The 18,766-nt window shown below is 58.9% G+C and carries 25 protein-coding genes, 1 tRNA gene and 1 pseudogene; 12 read left to right on the forward strand and 15 right to left on the reverse strand.

The genetic code is table 11. The annotated features are described in order from the left end of the window. The first annotated feature begins 3 nt into the window (after nt 1–3). Nucleotides 4–396: a VOC family protein gene (locus ACQY47_RS07060; protein ID WP_017137361.1), complete on the forward strand. Its 393-nt coding sequence runs from the start codon at nt 4–6 to the stop codon at nt 394–396. 125 nt (nt 397–521) lie between these two features. Here ACQY47_RS07060 and ACQY47_RS07065 read toward each other — a convergent pair whose 3' ends face one another. Continuing rightward, nucleotides 522–668, reverse strand: a complete 147-nt coding sequence (locus ACQY47_RS07065) for a hypothetical protein (protein ID WP_428556666.1) — start codon at nt 666–668, stop codon at nt 522–524. Nucleotides 669–864: 196 nt separating this feature from the next. Here ACQY47_RS07065 and ACQY47_RS07070 point away from each other — a divergent pair, with 196 nt between their 5' ends. Beyond that, nucleotides 865–2,169 (forward strand): MFS transporter, encoded by a 1,305-nt coding sequence (locus tag ACQY47_RS07070; RefSeq protein ID WP_428556668.1) that lies wholly within the window; start codon nt 865–867, stop codon nt 2,167–2,169. Continuing rightward, nucleotides 2,169–2,927, forward strand: coding sequence for a substrate-binding domain-containing protein (locus ACQY47_RS07075; protein ID WP_017137358.1), 759 nt, complete (start codon nt 2,169–2,171; stop codon nt 2,925–2,927). The genes ACQY47_RS07070 and ACQY47_RS07075 overlap by 1 nt, the downstream gene beginning before the upstream one ends. On the opposite strand, the gene ACQY47_RS07080 is transcribed toward ACQY47_RS07075, so the two are convergent. Further along, nucleotides 2,919–3,821 carry a LysR family transcriptional regulator gene (locus ACQY47_RS07080; protein WP_017137357.1) on the reverse strand — a complete coding sequence of 301 codons (903 nt, stop codon included), beginning with the start codon at nt 3,819–3,821 and terminating at the stop codon, nt 2,919–2,921. The two genes, ACQY47_RS07075 and ACQY47_RS07080, sit on opposite strands and share 9 nt — an antisense overlap. A 209-nt stretch (nt 3,822–4,030) precedes the next feature. Here ACQY47_RS07080 and ACQY47_RS07085 point away from each other — a divergent pair, with 209 nt between their 5' ends. Genes ACQY47_RS07085 through ACQY47_RS07095 form a run of 3 tightly spaced genes read left to right on the forward strand, consistent with a single transcriptional unit; the run spans nt 4,031 to nt 5,687 of the window. Continuing rightward, complete coding sequence (locus tag ACQY47_RS07085) at nt 4,031–4,447, forward strand: ribbon-helix-helix domain-containing protein (RefSeq protein WP_225933039.1); 417 nt, start codon at nt 4,031–4,033, stop codon at nt 4,445–4,447. Further along, nucleotides 4,444–4,758 (forward strand): type II toxin-antitoxin system RelE/ParE family toxin, encoded by a 315-nt coding sequence (locus ACQY47_RS07090; RefSeq protein ID WP_099548647.1) that lies wholly within the window; start codon nt 4,444–4,446, stop codon nt 4,756–4,758. The genes ACQY47_RS07085 and ACQY47_RS07090 overlap by 4 nt, the downstream gene beginning before the upstream one ends. Before the next feature lie 50 nt (nt 4,759–4,808). After that, complete coding sequence (locus ACQY47_RS07095; RefSeq protein ID WP_428556672.1) at nt 4,809–5,687, forward strand: hypothetical protein; 879 nt, start codon at nt 4,809–4,811, stop codon at nt 5,685–5,687. 90 nt (nt 5,688–5,777) lie between these two features. Here the strand turns inward: ACQY47_RS07095 and ACQY47_RS07100 are convergent. The 6 genes and pseudogenes from ACQY47_RS07100 to ACQY47_RS07125 form a co-directional block, all read right to left on the reverse strand. Then, a pseudogene (locus ACQY47_RS07100) lies at nt 5,778–6,010 on the reverse strand (histone deacetylase family protein); the annotation flags it as partial. Between the two features lie 23 nt (nt 6,011–6,033). Next, nucleotides 6,034–6,801: an anti-sigma factor family protein gene (locus tag ACQY47_RS07105; RefSeq protein ID WP_428556674.1), complete on the reverse strand. Its 768-nt coding sequence runs from the start codon at nt 6,799–6,801 to the stop codon at nt 6,034–6,036. Beyond that, nucleotides 6,798–7,295, reverse strand: a complete 498-nt coding sequence (locus tag ACQY47_RS07110; protein WP_017137351.1) for an RNA polymerase sigma factor — start codon at nt 7,293–7,295, stop codon at nt 6,798–6,800. Before ACQY47_RS07110 ends, ACQY47_RS07105 begins: the two co-directional genes overlap by 4 nt. A gap of 60 nt (nt 7,296–7,355) precedes the next feature. Continuing rightward, a complete protein-coding gene (locus tag ACQY47_RS07115; RefSeq protein ID WP_017137350.1) occupies nt 7,356–7,907 on the reverse strand; it encodes a tetratricopeptide repeat protein in 552 nt (183 codons plus the stop codon). Between the two features lie 40 nt (nt 7,908–7,947). Then, nucleotides 7,948–8,499 (reverse strand): cytochrome b, encoded by a 552-nt coding sequence (locus tag ACQY47_RS07120; RefSeq protein WP_428556677.1) that lies wholly within the window; start codon nt 8,497–8,499, stop codon nt 7,948–7,950. Between the two features lie 143 nt (nt 8,500–8,642). Beyond that, the gene (locus ACQY47_RS07125) at nt 8,643–8,897 is read right to left on the reverse strand and encodes a hypothetical protein (RefSeq protein WP_056857345.1); all 255 of its coding nucleotides are present in this window, start codon (nt 8,895–8,897) and stop codon (nt 8,643–8,645) included. A gap of 276 nt (nt 8,898–9,173) precedes the next feature. On the opposite strand from ACQY47_RS07125, the gene ACQY47_RS07130 reads away from it, so the two are divergent. From ACQY47_RS07130 to ACQY47_RS07145, 4 genes are all read left to right on the forward strand, one after another. Then, nucleotides 9,174–10,046, forward strand: coding sequence for a DUF6216 family protein (locus ACQY47_RS07130; protein ID WP_428556679.1), 873 nt, complete (start codon nt 9,174–9,176; stop codon nt 10,044–10,046). A gap of 384 nt (nt 10,047–10,430) precedes the next feature. Next, nucleotides 10,431–11,657: an MFS transporter gene (locus ACQY47_RS07135; protein ID WP_017137346.1), complete on the forward strand. Its 1,227-nt coding sequence runs from the start codon at nt 10,431–10,433 to the stop codon at nt 11,655–11,657. Nucleotides 11,658–12,082: 425 nt separating this feature from the next. Further along, a complete protein-coding gene (locus ACQY47_RS07140; protein ID WP_026013721.1) occupies nt 12,083–12,322 on the forward strand; it encodes a type II toxin-antitoxin system RelB/DinJ family antitoxin in 240 nt (79 codons plus the stop codon). Next, a complete protein-coding gene (locus ACQY47_RS07145; RefSeq protein WP_065929123.1) occupies nt 12,312–12,599 on the forward strand; it encodes a type II toxin-antitoxin system RelE family toxin in 288 nt (95 codons plus the stop codon). Before ACQY47_RS07140 ends, ACQY47_RS07145 begins: the two co-directional genes overlap by 11 nt. Nucleotides 12,600–12,668: 69 nt before the next feature. Here ACQY47_RS07145 and hepT read toward each other — a convergent pair whose 3' ends face one another. The 7 genes from hepT to dapA all read right to left on the reverse strand — a co-directional run bounded on the left by hepT (nt 12,669) and on the right by dapA (nt 17,311). After that, complete coding sequence (gene hepT, locus ACQY47_RS07150; protein ID WP_017137342.1) at nt 12,669–13,118, reverse strand: type VII toxin-antitoxin system HepT family RNase toxin; 450 nt, start codon at nt 13,116–13,118, stop codon at nt 12,669–12,671. Beyond that, entirely contained in the window at nt 13,108–13,503 is a 396-nt protein-coding gene (gene mntA / locus ACQY47_RS07155) for a type VII toxin-antitoxin system MntA family adenylyltransferase antitoxin (protein WP_428556683.1), read from the reverse strand. Before mntA ends, hepT begins: the two co-directional genes overlap by 11 nt. Nucleotides 13,504–13,622: 119 nt before the next feature. After that, nucleotides 13,623–13,712 (reverse strand) — tRNA-Ser (locus ACQY47_RS07160). Between the two features lie 83 nt (nt 13,713–13,795). Next, complete coding sequence (purC, locus tag ACQY47_RS07165) at nt 13,796–14,509, reverse strand: phosphoribosylaminoimidazolesuccinocarboxamide synthase (protein WP_017137340.1); 714 nt, start codon at nt 14,507–14,509, stop codon at nt 13,796–13,798. Nucleotides 14,510–14,536: 27 nt separating this feature from the next. Beyond that, entirely contained in the window at nt 14,537–15,295 is a 759-nt protein-coding gene (locus tag ACQY47_RS07170; RefSeq protein ID WP_017137339.1) for an MBL fold metallo-hydrolase, read from the reverse strand. A gap of 4 nt (nt 15,296–15,299) precedes the next feature. Next, nucleotides 15,300–16,415 carry an outer membrane protein assembly factor BamC gene (gene bamC / locus ACQY47_RS07175; RefSeq protein WP_017137338.1) on the reverse strand — a complete coding sequence of 372 codons (1,116 nt, stop codon included), beginning with the start codon at nt 16,413–16,415 and terminating at the stop codon, nt 15,300–15,302. Nucleotides 16,416–16,432: 17 nt separating this feature from the next. Beyond that, nucleotides 16,433–17,311 carry a 4-hydroxy-tetrahydrodipicolinate synthase gene (gene dapA / locus ACQY47_RS07180; protein WP_017137337.1) on the reverse strand — a complete coding sequence of 293 codons (879 nt, stop codon included), beginning with the start codon at nt 17,309–17,311 and terminating at the stop codon, nt 16,433–16,435. Nucleotides 17,312–17,584: 273 nt separating this feature from the next. On the opposite strand from dapA, the gene ACQY47_RS07185 reads away from it, so the two are divergent. Both ACQY47_RS07185 and ACQY47_RS07190 read left to right on the forward strand, forming a co-directional pair. Further along, on the forward strand, nt 17,585–18,145 hold the full coding sequence (locus ACQY47_RS07185; protein WP_017137336.1) for a glycine cleavage system protein R: 561 nt from the start codon (nt 17,585–17,587) through the stop codon (nt 18,143–18,145). A 10-nt stretch (nt 18,146–18,155) separates the two neighbouring features. Then, on the forward strand, nt 18,156–18,629 hold the full coding sequence (locus ACQY47_RS07190; protein WP_017137335.1) for a peroxiredoxin: 474 nt from the start codon (nt 18,156–18,158) through the stop codon (nt 18,627–18,629). Nucleotides 18,630–18,766: the final 137 nt, after the last annotated feature.

Consider the following 18,766-nt stretch of genomic DNA (forward strand, 5'->3'; position numbering starts at 1 on the left):
ATCTTGAAATTCGCCTACACCATTATCTATGTGCCCGACGTTGCCGCGTCACTGGCATTCTTTGAAGCAGCCTTTGGGTTCAGTCGCCGGTTTTTGCATGAATCCGGCACTTATGGCGAGCTGGAAACGGGGGACACCACGCTGTCGTTTGCCGCGCATGAACTGGGCGAAATGAACTTCGACGGCGGGCACGTCGAGGCGCACGCCTCCCGAAAGCCGCTGGGGATGGAGGTGGGGTTTGTCACCGAGGATGTATTCGTCGCCCATGCCAAGGCGCTGTTACACGGTGCGAAGGAGCTGTCGCCACCGAGCACCAAGCCCTGGGGGCAAGTGGTGTCGTATGTGCGCTGCCCGGATGGCACGCTGGTGGAGTTGTGTACGCCGATAGTGGGCTGAACACAGAAACATTGTGGGAGCTGGCTTGCCTGCGATAGCGGTGTGTCAGGCACAGATGTAGAGACTGACCCGCCGCCATCGCAGGCAAGCCAGCTCCCACAGTTTGATCATCATCGCCTTGGAATTCACGGCTTGAGCGGTCGCTCCTGATCGCGCTCGGACAGCTCGGTGCCGTCGTCTGGATGTTTCCAGGTCTGCGGCTTGTCTTCTTCGCGTTGCCGCTGGGGCTGTTCATGCTCCGGCTTGTCCTGGCGTTCGTACTCGTTACCCATACGCACCTCCCATCCGTAAGAATTGGTCACCTGTAAAGCATAGAACAGCAGTGAGATTTTGACGGACGCCGCGATTGATAGCCAAGACGCATCAATCCATCCAAATTACTCACTTATCATTTCTAAATGTGTCAGCCACTATCCGCGGTCTTAAGCGAAACAAGCACTTTAAAAAGAACGCTGGAGACACAAAACCATGACTAGCCCTTCCCGGCCCGACTCTGCCCGCTCGAAAGTTGGTGCGGTATTGCGCGTTACTTCGGGCAACTTCCTCGAACAGTTCGACTTCTTTCTGTTCGGCTTCTACGCCACCTATATCGCTGCCGCGTTCTTCCCCGCCGCTAATGAGTTTGCGTCATTAATGATGACCTTCGCCGTGTTCGGTGCAGGCTTCCTGATGCGGCCCCTGGGCGCGATTATCCTGGGTGCCTATATCGATGACGTCGGTCGTCGCAAAGGCTTGATCGTGACCCTGTCGATCATGGCCAGCGGTACGTTGCTGATCGTGCTCGTGCCGGGGTACCAGACCATTGGCCTGTGGGCGCCGTTGCTGGTGCTGCTGGGCCGCCTGCTGCAAGGCTTCTCGGCTGGCGCAGAACTGGGCGGTGTGTCGGTTTACCTGTCTGAAATGGCTACGCCAGGCCGCAAAGGCTTCTACACCAGCTGGCAGTCGGGCAGCCAACAGATCTCCATCGTAGTGGCCGCCGCACTGGGCTACGGCCTGAATGTGTGGATGGAACCCTCGGTCGTTGCCGATTGGGGCTGGCGCATTCCGTTCGCCCTCGGCTGCGTGATCATCCCGTTCATCTTCGTGCTGCGTCGCAACTTGCAGGAAACCGAAGAGTTCGCCAACCGCAAGCATCGCCCGACCATGCGCGAAGTGCTGGCGACCCTGGTGAAAAACTGGAGTGTGGTGATCGGCGGCATGCTGATGGTGGCCATGACCACCACCGCGTTTTACTTGATCACGGTATACGCGCCGACCTTCGGCAAGACCGTGCTGCAACTGAGCACCTCCGACGCCCTGCTGGTGACCTTGCTGGTGGCCGTGTCGAACTTTGTCTGGCTGCCGATCGGCGGCACCCTGAGTGACCGCTTTGGCCGCAAGCCGGTGCTGGTCGCAATGACCGCCCTGACCGTGATCACCGCCTACCCGGCACTGTCGTTCGTGGTCAATGCGCCAAGCTTTGCGCATATGCTCGAAACCCTGCTGTGGTTCTCGTTCCTGTACGGCATGTACAACGGCGCGATGATCCCGGCGCTGACCGAAATCATGCCGGTGGAAGTGCGTGTGGCGGGCTTCTCCCTGGCCTATAGCCTGGCAACGGCGATCTTCGGTGGCTTCACGCCGGCGATCTCCACGTGGTTCATTCACATCACTGGCGACAAAGCCTCGCCGGCCTATTGGATGATGTTTGCCGCGTTGTGCGCGCTGTGCTCGACCCTGGCGCTGTACCGTCGTGCCAACACGCGTGGCCAAGTCATGCAGGGGGCGGTGTAATGAAGACACTATTGAAAACCCTGACGGCCCTGGCCCTCGGCGCCCTGGCGCTGACGGCCCAGGCCGAACAGCTCAAGGTGATGACCTCCGGCGGTTTCACCGCCGCCTATAAACTGCTCGGCCCGCAATATGCCGAGCACAGCGGCGACACCCTGGACACCATCCTCGGCCCGTCGATGGGCAAGGCGCCGGAGGCGATCCCCAACCGCCTGGCCCGTGGCGAACACGCCGATGTGGTGATCATGGTCGGCTATGCCCTGGATGACTTGATCAAACAAGGCAAGGTCGACCCGGCGTCCCGTGTGGAACTGGCGGATTCGCGCATCGGCCTGGTGGTCAAAGCCGGCGCAGCCAAACCTGCGATCGGCACCGATGCCGAGCTGAAGGCAGTGCTGAGCCAGGCCAAGTCCGTGGCGTATTCGGACAGCGCCAGCGGTGTGTATGTCGAGAAGGAGCTGTTCAAGAAGCTCGGCATGCCCGCCAAGGGCAGCATGATCGAACGCATCCCGGTGGCGTCAGTGGTCGCCAAGGGTGATTACGAGGTGGGCCTGCAGCAAGTGGCCGAATTGTTGCCGGTGCCGGGCGTGACCTACGTCGGCAAGATCCCGGAAGACGTGCAGTCGGTGACGCGCTTTGCGGCGGGCATTCCGGTCAACGCCGAACACCCGGCCCAGGCCAAGGCGTTGCTGCAGTTCCTGGCCTCGCCCGAAGCGCAACCGGTGGTGCAATCCACCGGCCTGGACTCGGTTTCACACTGACCGAAACGGCATCTCGCGCACCAACCGCTCCAACTCCAGCGCCGCTGGCGGCAATGTCCGCCCGCGGCGTTTTATCAAGCCCACATGGCGCATCACCTGCGGCTCGATCAGTGGCACACTCACCAGAATCGGGTGTTCGCACGCCGGCATCGCAATCGACGGTACCATCGCCACGCCCAGCCCCGCCTCCACCAGCCCGATCATGGTGGTCACGTGGTGGGTCTCGCAGATACTCGGCTTTTTCACCCGCACGCCGCGCAAAGCCTGGTCCAGCAGGAAGCGGTTGCCCGACGTTTTGTCGACGGTGATGTAGTCGTGCTCGTAGGCTTCGGCCCAGCTTACGCTGTCGCGTTCGGCCAACTCATGGTCACGGCGGCAGGCCAGCACATAGCGCTCCTGGAACAGCAACTCGAACTCCACTTCATCGGCCAGGCTGCCGCTGAAACTCACGCCGAAATCCGCCTCACCGCTTTCCACCGCATTGCACACCTCACCGGCGCTGGCATCCAGCACACGCAGGCGAATCTTCGGGTATAGCTTGTGAAATTCGGAGATCACGTGGGGCATGAAGTAATACGCGGTGGACGGCACGCAGGCGATGGTCACGTTGCCCATGCGCGTGGAGGCGACGTTACTGATACCCATCAAGGCGATGTCGAGGTCGTCGAGAATGCGCTCCACCTGAGGCAGAAACGCGCGCCCGACCATGGTCAGGCTAACCCGGCGCGTGGTGCGTTCGAACAGCTTTACGTCAAGGGCGGACTCGAGCTTTTCGATACGCCGGCTCAGGGCTGGCTGTGAGATGCGGATGGCCTCGGCGGCGCCGCGAAAACTGCCCTTGTCTACCACGGCGCGGAAGGCTTGGAGGTCGTTGAGGTCGAAGTTGATGATCACGGGGGATGGGCCAGTGTGGTCGATTTGGGGGGCATTATCGTATGGCCGGTGGTAAGGCGCCATGCGTGCAGGGACGGTTGGCGTTAATAACCCTGCTACAAATATGAAGTCATACATATCAGTGCGTTATTGGCTGAGTGGCGCCACGCAGTCGCTGAAAAGCGTCAATACTTGCAGCCTGAGTTACTCAACAGGAGAGAGAAACGCTCATGGAAACCTGCCAGAACCCCTACCTATTTTGGATCGACGATGAGACGCCGGACACCGACATCGGTCAGTTGCTCCTTGCAACACGCCAATGGTCGAGTAGGATTGAATCCTACCCACTGTCCGCAGGCTTCGACATGCGCTCAACCCAGCAAATGAGCATTACCTTGCCACTCGAGATGGCCGCCCTGGTCAAAGCCAAGGTCACCTCCGGTGAATATGCGAGCGAAAGTGAAGTGATACGCGACGGCCTCAGGGCGCTGATGGCCCGTGATCGCGCCATGGAAGACTGGTTGCGCGACCAGGTGATCCCCGCCGCCGCCGCTCTCGAGGCAGCCCCTGGCCGAGCGCTCTCCACCGAGCAGGTTCGCGAACACATGGCAGCCAAACGCCAGCGAACCGGTACAGAAAAACCGTGAGCTATACGGTAGCCTTTGCGCCTGAGGCGTTAGCCCAACTGGACGCCCTTGAAGACTACATCAGCAAAACCGAAGCCCCCGATGCTGCAGCACGTTTTATCGACAACATCATCAGTTACTGCGACAGCCTCAGTGTGTTTCCATTGCGCGGTAAATGCCGTAACGACCTGCTGCCTGCCTTGCGCATCACCCATTACCGGCACACCACCGCCATCGCATTCAGCGTGGCCGCCGAGACTGAAACCGTGTCGATCCTGGGCGTGTTTTACGGCGGCCAGGATTACGCCGCCCAATTTCAGAATCACGGGTGAGAGCAAGCATCACGCCCACCGATGGCGTGCCCAAAAACAAGGAAGAAAAAATGAATGACACCCCAAACCCGCGTCGACCTTTGCGCTGGGCGTTAAGCCTGACCGGCTTGCTGGCTGTTGCGACCCTGGGCTTTTTCGCCTGGCAAAGCTTCTACCCCGTCAGCGCGGCGACCGGCTGGAGCGTGCAAACCGTGCACAGTGACGTGCCCAAAGCCGCCTCATTGATGCCCATGCCGGATGGCTCGCTGATGATCAGCCAGGAACTCAATGACGCCAAAGGCAGCATCGTGCGTATCCATCCCGACGGGCGACGTGACGTGGTGGTGGGCAGCCTGTCCAAGCCCGATGGCATGTTCGCCACCCATGGCGGTTGGGTGTTCAGCCAGGAAACCGGCGACGCCCCGGTCAGCTTTCTCAAGGACGGCGTGGTGACCGAGCTGTTTCGCGGCGAAAACGTGCAAGGCCTGTGGGTCGAGGGCGACGACCTCTACGCCATCGAAGACCGCAAAGACAACGGGCGACTTTTGCGTTACCGCTGGAGTGACCAATCGCTGACTGTCATACGCGACAAGCTGCACGAAGGCGAGTCCATCACCCGTTGCACCGACGGCCGAATGCTCTACACCGAAAAGAAAAAAGGCGTGGTGCGCGAACTGACCGACGACGGCAGCGATCCGGTGGTGCTGGCAGGCTTGAACAAACCCACGTTCTTGATGTGCGATGAGCGCGGGCTGTGGGTGAATGAAGATTCGACGCACCGAGCAAGATTGCTGCTCATTGATAAACAGGGGCGGCAACAGACGATTTTGTCGTTCCTGAAGGCGCCGCAGTCAATTGTGCCGACGAATCGAGGCACTTATCTGCTGGCGGAAGGCGGGAGGAATCGGGTGTTGGAGTTGACGCCTGAGACTCGCACGCTGTCGCCTTAAAATTTTGCAATACGGGCCAATTTGAATGCTCGCGAACCTGTCATAAAATCAACAGGACATCTTCTATCGCGACACCACCTCTCGCCAGACGCGCGTCACCGCGACTTTGCTTTGCGGGTCCAGCTCGCAAATTTCAAAGCCCAGGGACAACACCAGCGCATCCGCCGAAAAGTTCTTCAGCGCCGCTGGGCCAGTTCGAGCTTGTCGAAGAACACGGCTTCACGGGCGCCGTGGATGGACACATACAGCACGTCGTCCCGCTCGTAGAAAATCTCCTGGAAACCTTGACCGTGGTGCAGGTCGGTGTCGAGCACGGCGACGCGCTGCGGACGACGACTCACCGAGGTCAGGCCGGCAAGCGGCTCTCGACACCAATGGCCATGTGCTGCAAATCCTCAACCGGGTTTCTCCCAATCAGCATAAAAGCATGCGCAGGGTTGGCCCAATACACCACGTTCAGGCCTCGGCGCTGTTCGCTGGCCAACGGCTGCATGCCCTTTTTACTGGAGGTGATGCACAGTGCCAAAGGCCCGTGGCGTGGGTCGAGGTAGGTGAGTTGACCGATCAACACGCCGTCATAGTCGAGGATCTGCGCCCGTCGGAATTCGGCGCCAGGCAGGCTCACGGACTCAGGCGATAACGACACGCCCAGTTGTGCGCCCACGGCGGTCAACTGGGCCGTGTGGGAGGCCGGGTCGAGGCTGAGGTTTTCCAGGGTCTGGGGCGTATACAAGGCCATGTATTCGGCCACCGAGGCCCGCCAGCCTTGGCCGGGTTCAGCACGCTGCCACCCTATGAACAGGCGATCGGCCGCCACGCCGGCCACCGCGAAACTCGCAGCCACGGCAAGAAAACGCCGACGGCTCCAGGCTTGGGGCGCCGCCGGTGGCAAGGCGTTGAGCATTGCGTGCAGGCGTTCAGTCGGGGCGTGTTCCAGCACCGTGTCGAAGGCGGCCTTGAACGGCAAGTCAGCGCAGCGCAATGCGTCCAGGCGTGCGGCAAGCGCCGGGTCAGCGCTGGCCTGGTCGGCGATCCGTTTATGTTGGTCTGCGCTCAGTTCGCCATCCAGATAAGCCGATAACTGCTCATCGGACGGTGTGTCAGTGTGGCTCATCGCCGTTCTCCGTTGGCTTTATCCTGCCGGGCTGTTGGGGAGGCGGCTTCGGCCAGCTTAATGCGGGCGGCCGCCAACCGGCTCATCACCGTGCCGATAGGTATCTGCAGGATTTCGGCAATTTCCTTGTATGAAAGCCCTTCGACATACGCCAGAAACACGGTTTCGCGCTGCGCTTCGGGCAAACCGTTAACGCGCTTGATCACTTGTGCGGCCAGTATCTGTTCCTGCGCCTGGCGCTCGCCATCAAACGACAGCACCTGCTCGGCATCAACAAACCCCTGCCCTTGCCGCACCCGTTGCGAGCGCAGTTCGTTGAGCCAGATCGAGTGCATGATCGCCAGCAACCAGCGATCCAGGCGCGTGCCGGCCACGAATTGCCCGGCACGCTCCAAGGCCCTTACGCAGGTGGCTTGCACCAGATCTTCGGCCAGGTGCTTTTGCCGCGACAACACCCAACCGTATCGCCACAAGCGTGGCAACAATTGGCCCAACTCGCGGCGAAACTCAGCGTCCCGAACGATGGCTGCCTCCTGCGGACAGGTTCACGGCGTTCAAGCCTGTGGCGCTGCGGCGATGGCTGCGGCCAGGTCTTCGTATTCTTCGCAGGTGGTACTGCACAAGGCTTTGATTTTCACCAGTTGCTCTTGCGCCAGGTCGACCCGGCCCTTGATCACATAGGCCTCGCCCAGGTACTCGCGAACCTGTGCGTAGTTGGGGTCGAGTGCAACCGACTTGAGGTAATAACCGATGCCCTCATCGGTGCGCCCCAGCTTGCGCGTGGCGTAGCCGCGATAGTTGAGGGCCTTGGCGGTGTTGGGATTTTGCAGAGTGTCGAGCAAGGCCAGCGCCTCATCAAAGCGCCCATCCTTGGCCAGGCGGTAGGCGTAATCGGTGCGGTCGGCGTCGGAGGTGGCCTTGCTGGTTTGCAGCACGCACTTGCCGGTCTTGGTGTCCCAGACCTGGCCCTTGGGGCAGTTGGGCTTGGGCGGGGCCGACTCATCGCCGGAGGCGTGGGCCTGGCCTGCGAGCAAAGCGGCGGCCAGGCAAGCGCCGAAGACCAGCGCGGTGCGGTAGGTGACAGGGTGTTCGTGGCGAGCCTTCATGGTTGTCTTACTCCGTAACGATAGGGAGGAAACATCACTGTTAAAGCGCATTGCGTGCGCCCGGCAACATCCGGCGCAAGGTGCCGTCGCCCAACACGTAGTGATGCCATAGCGCAGCAATGGCATGCACGCCCGCCAGCAGGATGATCGCCCAGGCCACATTGTTATGCAGGCCGCCCAAGGTGCCCCGCCAGGCATGATCGATCACAAAAGGCGCGGGCACGGCAAACAGTCCGAAAAAATTGAAGGGTTCACCTTGAGCCCAGCGAAACAGGAAGCCCAACACAATCTGCGACACCAGCAACAGGTACAGGCAACCATGCGCTAATTTCGCCAGCAGGTTAAGCGCCCGGTGACTGTCGGCCTTGGGCCGATTGCCGCCGAACATACGCCACACAATCCGCGCGGCAATCAACAGCGCCATGACGATACCTAAAGAGATATGCAGCGCTTGCAGGCCCTTGCGCAGCGGTGTGCCCTTCTCCAGGACTTCCCAGATATGCGCACTGGCAAACATGAAGATCACCACGGCGGCGGTCAGCCAGTGGAAGCTGCGGGTCAGGCGGTCGTAGCGGTCGGATGCTGTGTTCATGGGTGTTTCCTGGGTGGTCTGTGAAGTGAACACCGCAGTGGCGAAAGTTATTCGGTGGGGGGCGAATAATTTTTGCTGATCGGGAAACCAAGAAGCCCCGTCGCTGATTCAACGACGGGGCGTTTTTATACGGCTTTTATGACTCAGTTTCCCCGCTCTTTGTTAGCTTGAGAGAGGACCGATGCAGCCAGGGATTTGGTCTCCTCACTGTATTTATCGCTTTGAAGGGCTTTGCCGGCCTTTTCCTCCATGTGTGCACTCGTCTGCTTATCAGTACCGGTCTGGGACAGCGCCGACGCAGCCAGGCTCTTGGCTATGGCCGAGGCGTTTGGATTATTCAAGGTTTCGGCGGCCAACGTCGCCATCGTGCTGGAGGTCTTTTTGGTGTTTTTGCTCATGGTGCATTTCCTTTGCGTTTGAGGGGAAAGCCTACGAGTGAACGTCTCGTAGTCAGAAGATAGTGAGTTAAATATCCGTTCGCAACGAACTGGCTGTAGCCTTTGTTTTTAAACCACGTAAGAAAGATTCCAGCGTTATGTAGTACCCGCCCAGTTCGAAGTTCAACGCAATGATAATGTTTGAAAAGTCGTCTTGTTTTTATTAGATTTTCGCCCGGCCAGTCACAGCAACTTCGCTGACGCGCCGCTCTAATAACCCTTCAAGGATGACCCTGCATGTCCCAACCTGTACTCAACGATAATATCGTCACATGGACGTTTCAAAACTATGCCGCCATCGTCGGGCTGCTCAGTGGCCTGGCAATATGTGCGCTGGTTTTATATATCTACTCGCGCTCAGGCTCGCTGATTTTTCTGCGTGACTTGATGTGGCGGTTCTTCGGTGGCTCGACCACATTTGAAAACCCAAAATATGAGGCCACCCGCAAAGACCTGCGCGAAGTTGAATATTATCGGTTCGAATTCAATATCCCCGCGCAAAACCTGGAACACGCGCGGCAAGCCGATCAGTGGATCACTGACAACAACTTCAGTTACAACGATGTGGCCAGGATCAGAAAGTACATTGACTGGAAAGACTTCACTCAGCTATCGCTTAAAGAGGCAATGATCACCCCCTTCAAGCGTAATTGGTTTTTGGGGTTGGGCGCCTTCTTCCTGGCGATTATCAGCATCACGCCGCCATTGGCTGACTCCAGCTACCTGATGGTGTCCTTGAAAAAAGCCTCGGACGTGCCGTCTTTCTATCTGTCGGAAAACAACGCCAAATTCCACTTCTGGCCCAGCGAAACGCTGTCTGTGGACGAGTGCAAATCACCAACGGCACTGGAAAAGTTCTATAACGAGGACTTCTCGGAAAGCACCATCAATACCATTTGCACGCTATTTCTTTCGCCCACTTATGGTGAAAATGTAAAAACCGGGTTGAAAGAGCAAAAAGGCTTTTTGCTGTTCATCGCCTGCCTGTCGATATTTGCGGTCTTCTGTATTTTGACCAAGCTCTCGCGTTTGGGCGTTGCCCGCAAACTCCATGACCAGATGACCGCGCAGAGTACAAATACGACCGCAGAGACCGCCGCTCAACCGTAAACACTGTCACTGTGGCAAGCAGGTCTGGTGTGGCAAGCAGGCTCGTTGTGGCGAGCAGGCTTGTCCTGCGTTGGGCGGCGAAGCCGCCCCATCCCAGGCGCCGAGTGTCAGGGGGGGGATCACGGTGGCAGGTTTTAGGGCCGCTACGCAGCCCAACGCAGGGCAAGCCTGCTCGCCACAAAAAGCCTGCTCGCCACAAGGCTACTTGCCATAGCAGGCTGGCTCACCGACCATCAAGGCCGTCCCAGAGCGTCGAATCGATTGCACTGATGGTTATTATCGAAACGAGCGCCTGTGTGATTGCCAGCACCGGTTCCTATAATCGCCTCCACTTTCCCTCCCCTTCGCCTGGCTTCAGGCGACATTCCTTCTGGAACCGACACTATGCCAAGCCCCAGCCAGGCCCACAGCGGCCGTCCCGAACATAATCAACAAAGTGTCAAACAGCAGTGGCTGGCGATTCTCTCGGTCGCCGTAGGCGCTTTCGCCCTGGTAACCAGTGAGTTTCTGCCGGTGGGCGTGCTCAATGACGTCGCCAGCGACCTGGGCATCAGTGCCGGTCACGCCGGCCTGATGGTGACCCTGCCCGGCATCATGGCCGCCCTCGCCGCGCCGTTGCTGTCGGTGATCATTGGCGGCATGGACCGTCGTTACCTGCTGATCGGCCTGACGCTGATCATGATCATCGCCAACACGGTAGTGGCCTACGCCAGCGACTTCAGCCTGCTGCTATTCGGCCGTGTCCTGCTCGGCATCAGCATCGGCGGCTTCTGGGCCACGGCCATTGCCCTCAGCGGCCGCTTGGCGCCCAAGGGCGTAGGCGTAGCGAAGGCTACCTCGATCATCATGATGGGCGTGACCCTGGCCACCGTGCTGGGCGTACCCGTCGGCACCTGGCTCAGTGGCCTGATGGGCTGGCGCATGACCTTCCTGGTGACCGCGATTGTCGGCGTGCCGGTGCTGCTGGCGCAGGTGTTCCTGCTGCCGCGACTCACCCCGGAAAAGGCCATCCAGATCCGTGACCTGCCGGCCTTGTTTATCAACCCACAAGCGCGGGTCGGCTTGATCGCCGTGCTGCTGATCGGCCTGGCGCACTTTGCTGCCTACACCTATGTCGCGCCGTTCTTCAAAAACAGTTCCGGGTTCGACGGCCCGACCATCGGCTCACTGTTGCTGCTGTATGGCGTGGCCGGCGTGATGGGCAACGTCTTTGCCGGTTTCGCCGCCAACCGCAGCGTGCGTCACACCCTGCTGCTAGTCGCGCTGATGATCGGCACCAGCACCGCGCTGTTCCCTCACTTCGCCACCGGCATGACCGGCGCCGCGATGCTGATCGCACTCTGGGGCTTCGCCTTCGGCGCCTTCCCGGCCTGCGCGAGTATCTGGATGTTTGTGGTCGCACCTAAAGACGTCGAACGCGGCATGCCGCTGTTCGTTGCCCTGTTCCAAGTGATCATCGCCCTGGGTTCATTCTTTGGCGGACGGATCGTGGACCAGATGGGCAGCGCAATGCTCTTGAGCCTGGCCACGGCGCTGGTGGGGCTTGGATTTGTGACCGTGCTGGTGTTGGGGCGTAATGTGAGTAATAGCTTGGCGGCGCAGCCTGGCTGATACGACTCGGTAACCACTAAAAAGCCTGCTGAGCATTAAGCTCGGCAGGCTTTTTTTGTTTCAGGGGTAGAGGGTTAGTTGCCTGGTTTATCCGTTGGGGCATGACGCTCAAGTACAGCGTCGACCAATGCCTGAGCATTCTCGATCAATTGCGCGAGGCCCATGATAGCTGCAGAGTCAATGCCACCGGTAATCACGCATTTGGAAACGCCCAGTAATGAGTGTTCCCACAATGAAGCTTGTGTACCCAAGCCCCTGGGCTAGCCTAAAAAAGATCGCTGGTGTGCTGAGGAGCCTCTATGACACATGGACATTGTGACGCGCTAACAAGGGAGTATGCGAACGCCATACATCCCGACAGGCTTGCCAATAAGCCCCTCTTGATCCAATGTAATGACCAACGTCATTACACGAGGATCTTTCCCATGGCGACTATAAGCATCCGTATCGATGACGACCTGAAAGCGCGCGCCTATCTCGAACTGGAAAAGCTCGGCGTTACGCCTTCCGAACTGATGCGCCAGGCCCTGCAATACGTGGCGGATCGCGGCCAGCTACCTTTCAAGCCCGTTCTGATGACTGAGGAAGATGAAGCGTTGATGGCCACCGTCCGGGAACGATTGGCATCGCCTCAACGGGTAAAGGTTTCTATAGATGACCTATAGCCTTGATTTCGATGCGCGTGCATTGAAGGAGTGGCAAAAGCTCGGCGACACCATTCGTCAGCAGCTCAAGAAGAAGCTGGTGGAAATCCTGAACAACCCACGTATTGAAGCCAATCGCCTGCATGACCTGCCCGACTGCTACAAAATCAAGCTACGTAGTAGCGGTTACAGGCTGGTTTATCAGGTGATCGATCAGGAAATCACCGTGGTGGTGGTGGCCATTGATAAACGGGAGCGTGAACAGGCTTATCGTAAAGCGGGCGAGCGTTTGAGCTAGCAGTAGATCTGACATCCTTCGCAATATTGCGCTTGGACAGAAAGCCCAGGGGGACCAAGTCAAGCTCGTTCAAATGAACCCAGTATCTGCGACAACCGCTGACTGCCCTGCATCCTTAGTCAGGATAAATGCGCTAAATGCCAGAAAATCACCTAAATGCTGAGTGATGATTGCAACAGTGATCGGCAACTGAAGCGTTTGATACTCATGCACTGCGATATTGCGGAAACCGACCATGTTTTTCAGGTTGGTCAGCAGAGACGATTGGACCCAACCGCCTCGTGACAGCAACTCAAACACGTCTCGAGCACCCTGAGGAACACCCAGTCGTTCACGTCGAATTAGATGCTGCCCCATATCCAGAGCGGCCTCACACGCACGCTGGATATTAAGAATCGCCGCATCCTGACGGGTGAAATCAGTAGCGAAACTGGTGGGATTCTTGTCGTATTCCTCGCGAGCGCGAGCGACACAACGCTCAATGCTCGACGCTTTGTTGATGAGCACATCATCGACCATGCACTTTCCCTTCCTTCTGGATATCGGCCAGCAACCCTGCCCTTGCAGTGTCCAGCTCGGTTTTTTCGCTGAGGATGTAACTCTCGAAAATACCTGCTTGGCTGTCCTTGCTCCAGAGCCTGCGCCCTGTTGTTATGACTTGATATTGCATGACGGTGGACGCCGCCCGCAGGTCGAGTAAATCAACGGGCACCGCCACAATGTCAGCAAGCTCTCCAGCTAACCGCCACAACAGCAGCGGATCCACAGAGCCCGCAACAAGCACTGCCAAGTCCAGATCGCTGTCAGCATGTGCCTCGCCTGTCGCCTGACTGCCAAAGACATAAACCGCGATCAGATCAGGAATACCGGCCAATAAGTGAGCCAACACTTGCTCAACGTTCATGTTGCGCTCCACGTGTCATCTGATGAATGACCGTAGCAGAAATCGCCTCGACATTTCTGCCCCAAACAAAAAACCCCCAACAACAATTAAGTTATCGGGGGTTTTTCGTTATTCAATAATGGCGGAGAGATAGGGATTCGAACCCTAGGTACCGGTGAAGGTACAACGGATTTCGAATCCGTCCCATTCGGCCACTCTGGCATCTCTCCAACGGCGCGCATCATAACAGTGTGTTTCGCGAAAGCAAACCAAAAAAGTGATTTTTTTCCGTGCTATCAGATGCTTGCGTCGATTACAGCGGTACGCCGAGACGGTTGGCGACTTCTTCGTAGGCTTCGATGACGTCACCGAGGCCTTGGCGGAAGCGGTCTTTGTCCATCTTTTTCTTGGTGGCTTTGTCCCACAGGCGGCAGCCATCCGGGCTGAATTCGTCGCCCAGGACGATGGTGCCGTCGTGGAACACGCCGAATTCGAGTTTGAAGTCGACCAGCAGCAGGCCTGCGTCGTCGAACAGCTTGCTCAGCACGTCGTTGACCTTGAGGGACAACTCCTTCATGCGTACCAGTTGCTCAGCGGTGCCCCAGCCGAATGCCACCACGTGGGATTCGTTGATGAACGGGTCGCCCTTGGCGTCGTCCTTCAGGAACAGCTCGAACGTGTAAGGGTTGAGCTTGAGGCCCTCTTCCACGCCCAGGCGCTTGACCAGGCTGCCGGCGGCGTAGTTACGCACGACGCATTCAACCGGGATCATGTCGAGCTTCTTGACCAGGCACTCGTTATCGCCCAGCAGTTTGTCGAATTGGGTCGGAATGCCGGCCGCTTCGAGTTTTTGCATGATGAAGGCGTTGAACTTGTTGTTCACCATGCCTTTGCGATCAAGCTGTTCGATGCGCTTGCCGTCGAACGCCGAGGTGTCGTTGCGAAACAGCAGGATCAGGCGGTTGGCGTCGTCGGTCTTGTATACCGACTTGGCTTTGCCGCGGTAGAGTTCTTCACGTTTTTCCATGATGGGCTCCGCTTGCTAAATGGTGGGCTAGGCGATGTGTCGCCAGTCGAGCCCTGAATCTTGATCGGCCAGTTGCAGCCAGTCCGGGTCGCACCCAAGGGTGTCGACAAAACATTGCCGCGCAAGCGCAGGCAGGTTGTTCTTGCTGCTCAGGTGGGCCAGGACCAGGTGTTGCAAGTCTTGCCAGCCCAACTCATACACCAGGTACGCCGCCTGGTGGTTGTTCAAATGTCCCAGTTCGCCGCCTACCCGCTGCTTGAGAAAGTAGGGGTAATGACCACGTGCCAGCAGGTCGCGGCAGTGGTTGGACTCGATCATCAAGGCATCGAGGTCACGGTAACCGTCCAGCACCTTGGAGCAGTAGGAGCCCAGGTCGGTGAGCACGCCGAAACGCCGCTGACCGCCACTGAATACATACTGCGTCGGTTCCTGGGCGTCGTGCGCTACGGCAACTACGTCAATGCTCAACGCACCGATCTGCAGCGTCTCGCCACCGGCCAGGAAGCCTGCGGGTTCTATGGGTTTGCGCATCCCGCGCAAGGTGCCGCGACTCAGGTACACCGGAAGATTGTAGCGCCGAGACAGCAAACCCACGCCATGCACGTGGTCGGCATGTTCGTGGGTCACCACAATTGCGCTCAGCTGCGAGGGGTGAACCCCCAGGCGCAGCAGGCGCCGCTCGGTTTCTTTTAACGAGAAACCACAATCCACCAGCACATACGTGTCGTCATGTGCGACCAGCGTGCCGTTCCCTTGGCTACCGCTGCCGAGAACGGCAAAACGCATCGGGTCAGCCCAGGTTGTCCTGAATCACGCCCAACACTTTGCGGGCTGTTTCAGCCGGCGCAACGGTGTTGATGTTCTTCTCGACGGTCACTTGTACGCTCTCGCCCACCTTGCTCAAACGAACCTGATAACGCTCGGCACGGGTTTCGATCTCTTCCTTGGTCGGCTTGCTGCCGAACAACTTGCCGAAGAAACCTGGCTCGTCGTCTTTCTTCTCGGCCTTTTCCGCTACGTTGATGTAGTACAGGCCCAGGCTGCGGTTAATGTCTTCAACGCGCCATGGACCTTGCTCCAACGCACGGCCAACACTGGCCCAGGCACGGTCGAGGTCTTCACCCAGGGTGAGCACCACGTTGCCGCTGCCGTCTTCGGTGAGGCTGACGCGGTTAGGCGTGTCGAAGTTACCGGCGGCGAGCAGGGAAACCGAACCGCCCTTCTCGGAGATACGGCTCATGCTGGCCAGCATCTCGTCGACTAACGCGGCGTCTACGCCCATGTTGACCGAACGCGGGGTGAAATCGACGTTGGCAGTGCTGCCGGCAGGACGCTCGGCGCTCACCACGTAGACTTCACTGGTATTGCGCTGCACGCCTGGCTCGATGCGCACACGCACACGGGCTTCGCTGTCGGGCGCTACACCGCTCGCCTGCAGGCGCTTGGCCATGCTGGCGGACAGTTCGCTGCCGTGCTGCCATGCCGTAGTGAACTCACCGGTTTGCGGGCGTTGTTGATCAATGCTGAAACCGTTGTCCTGGAAGAACTGCACCGCCACTGGCCAGACTTCAGCCGGTGGGCGTTGGGCCATGATCCAGCGGTTGTCGCCGCTCTTTTGCAGGCTGTAGTCGCTGGTGTCCGCCACGGCCGAGATCGGCTGCGGGCGTGGCACTACGTACTCGCCCTTGGTGGTGTCATCGGCGACGTTGCGCGGAATCGGCAACAACGGGTCAAGGCGCTTGGCGACGTTGACGTCCGGCGGCAGTTGCATCGGTTTGGTTGCTTGGGCTTCCAGGTAATCGCTGCCGCGGTCACGGAAGTAGCCTTCCGGGCCCCATACCCAACCGCAGCCACTGGTGCTGGAGATAATCAAGGCAAGTGCGGAAAGTCCGGCCAATCGCTTCATGCGTAGTGCTTCCTCAATTAAACCAGGACGCCGGACTGGCGCAGGGCCTGTCGCAGCGGTTCGTGACAGGCTTCGCTGAGCCGGGTGAGCGGCAGACGGATACCGTCCGGCATCAAGCCCATCTCAAACAGTGCCCATTTCACGGGAATAGGGTTGGATTCAATAAACAGTGTCTTGTTGAGCGGCATCAGTTGCTCGTGGATCGCACGGGCTTTTACGGCGTCACCGGCGATGGCGGCGGCGCACATGTCGCTCATGGCGCGTGGCGCGACGTTGGCGGTCACCGAGATGTTGCCTTTGCCGCCCAGCAGGATCAGCTCGACCGCCGTGGCGTCGTCACCGGAATACACCAGGAAGTCGCTGCTCACGCCGGCCAGGATGTCCTTGGCGCGCTGCAGGTCGCCGGTGGCTTCCTTGATGCCGATGATGTTCGGCACGGTGGACAGGCGGATCACGGTCTCGGCCTTCATGTCACAGGCCGTGCGGCCAGGAACGTTGTAGAGGATCTGCGGGATGTCGACGGCTTCGGCGATGGCCTTGAAGTGCTGGTACAAGCCTTCCTGGGTCGGCTTGTTGTAGTACGGGGTTACCAGCAGGCAGGCATCGGCGCCGGCTTTCTTGGCGTTCTTGGTCAGCTCGATCGCTTCACGCGTCGAGTTGGCGCCTGTGCCGGCGATTACGGCAATGCGGCCCGCCACGCGCTTGACCACGAATTCGATGACCTGGATGTGTTCTTCCACATCAAGGGTGGCCGATTCACCTGTGGTGCCGACCGCCACGATGGCGTTGGTGCCTTCTTGCAGGTGGAAGTCCACCAGTTTGCCAAGGCTGTCCCAGTCGAGATGACCTTGTGCATCCATGGGTGTGACCAGTGCCACCATACTGCCCGCAATCATGCAACCGCTCCTGCCGGAAAAAGAGAGCCGTAATGGTACTGGCGCCAAGATGCTTGTACAAGCGAAGTACCGCCTGAGGATGCGTTCTGGGGCAACTAAACGACGGGCAATGCCATCATTGGGCCAAAGCGCGGCTTGAAGCACGCTGAAATCAGACCGATCGCGTAATGAAAACGCCACCTCCTAGCCCTTGGCGATGGTTTTCGCTACCCTTCATCCTTTGATCGATACAGCCCACACGGTATCGACCGCTCATCGCTTTAGGAAGGCTGCATGTCCACCCCCACAGTTCGCGAACAATTCCTTGTTATCAGTGCCCTCGGCGCCAACCCCATGGAGCTGACCAACGTCCTGTGCCGCGCCAGCCATGAGAACCGCTGCGCCGTCGTGACCTCCCGCCTCACCCGCCACGGCGAGTGCAGCGCGTTGGTGCTACAGATCTCCGGCAGCTGGGACGCCCTGGCGCGCCTCGAAACCGGCCTGCCGGGCCTGGCCAAGAAGCACAACTTCACCGTCAACGTCGTGCGCAGCGCCGCCCTGGAAAACCGCCCGCAGGCCCTGCCTTATGTAGCGTATGTCAGCTCGGCCTACCGCTCGGACATCGTCAATGAGCTGTGCCAGTTTTTCATCGACCACAACGTCGAGCTGGAAAACCTGACCTGCGACACCTACCAGGCCCCGCAAACCGGCGGCACCATGCTCAACGCCACGTTCACCGTGACCTTGCCGGCCGGCGTGCAGATCAGCTGGCTGCGTGACCAATTCCTGGATTTCGCCGATGCCCTGAACCTCGACGCACTGATCGAGCCATGGCGCCCACAGAACCCAATGTAAGGAAGTACCTATGCCGGTAGCCATCGACAAACCCGTGGCCGATTTCGAAGCCCAGGCCACCAGCGGCCAGACGTTCAGCCTTGCAGCCCTCAAGGGCAAGCAAGTGGTGATCTACTTCTATCCAAAGGACAGCACCCCGGGCTGCACCACCGAGGGTCAGGGTTTTCGTGACCAGTACGCCGCGTTCAAGGCTGCCAACACCGAAGTGTTTGGCTTGTCGCGAGACAGCGTGAAGTCCCACGAGAACTTCAAGGCCAAGCAGGAATTCCCCTTCGAGCTGATCAGCGACAAGGACGAAGCGGTTTGCCAGCTGTTTGATGTGATCAAGCTGAAGAAGCTGTATGGCAAGGAATACCTGGGCGTGGACCGCAGCACTTTCCTGATCGACAAGGATGGCGTGCTGCGTCAGGAATGGCGTGGTGTGAAAGTGCCGGGCCATGTGGATGCGGTGTTGGCGGCGGCACAGGCATTGAATAAAGCTTGACCCCTGCTGAACCAGCTTGCTGTGGCGAGCGAGCTTGTTGTGGCGAGCGAGCTTGCTCGCGCTGGAGTGCGAAGCGCTCCCGCTTTTACGGGGCCGCTACGCAACCCAAAGGGAGCAAGCCCCCTCGCCACAATAAG

The organism is Pseudomonas edaphica, from assembly GCF_965277385.1.
Classification (GTDB): Bacteria; Pseudomonadota; Gammaproteobacteria; order Pseudomonadales; family Pseudomonadaceae; genus Aquipseudomonas; species Aquipseudomonas edaphica.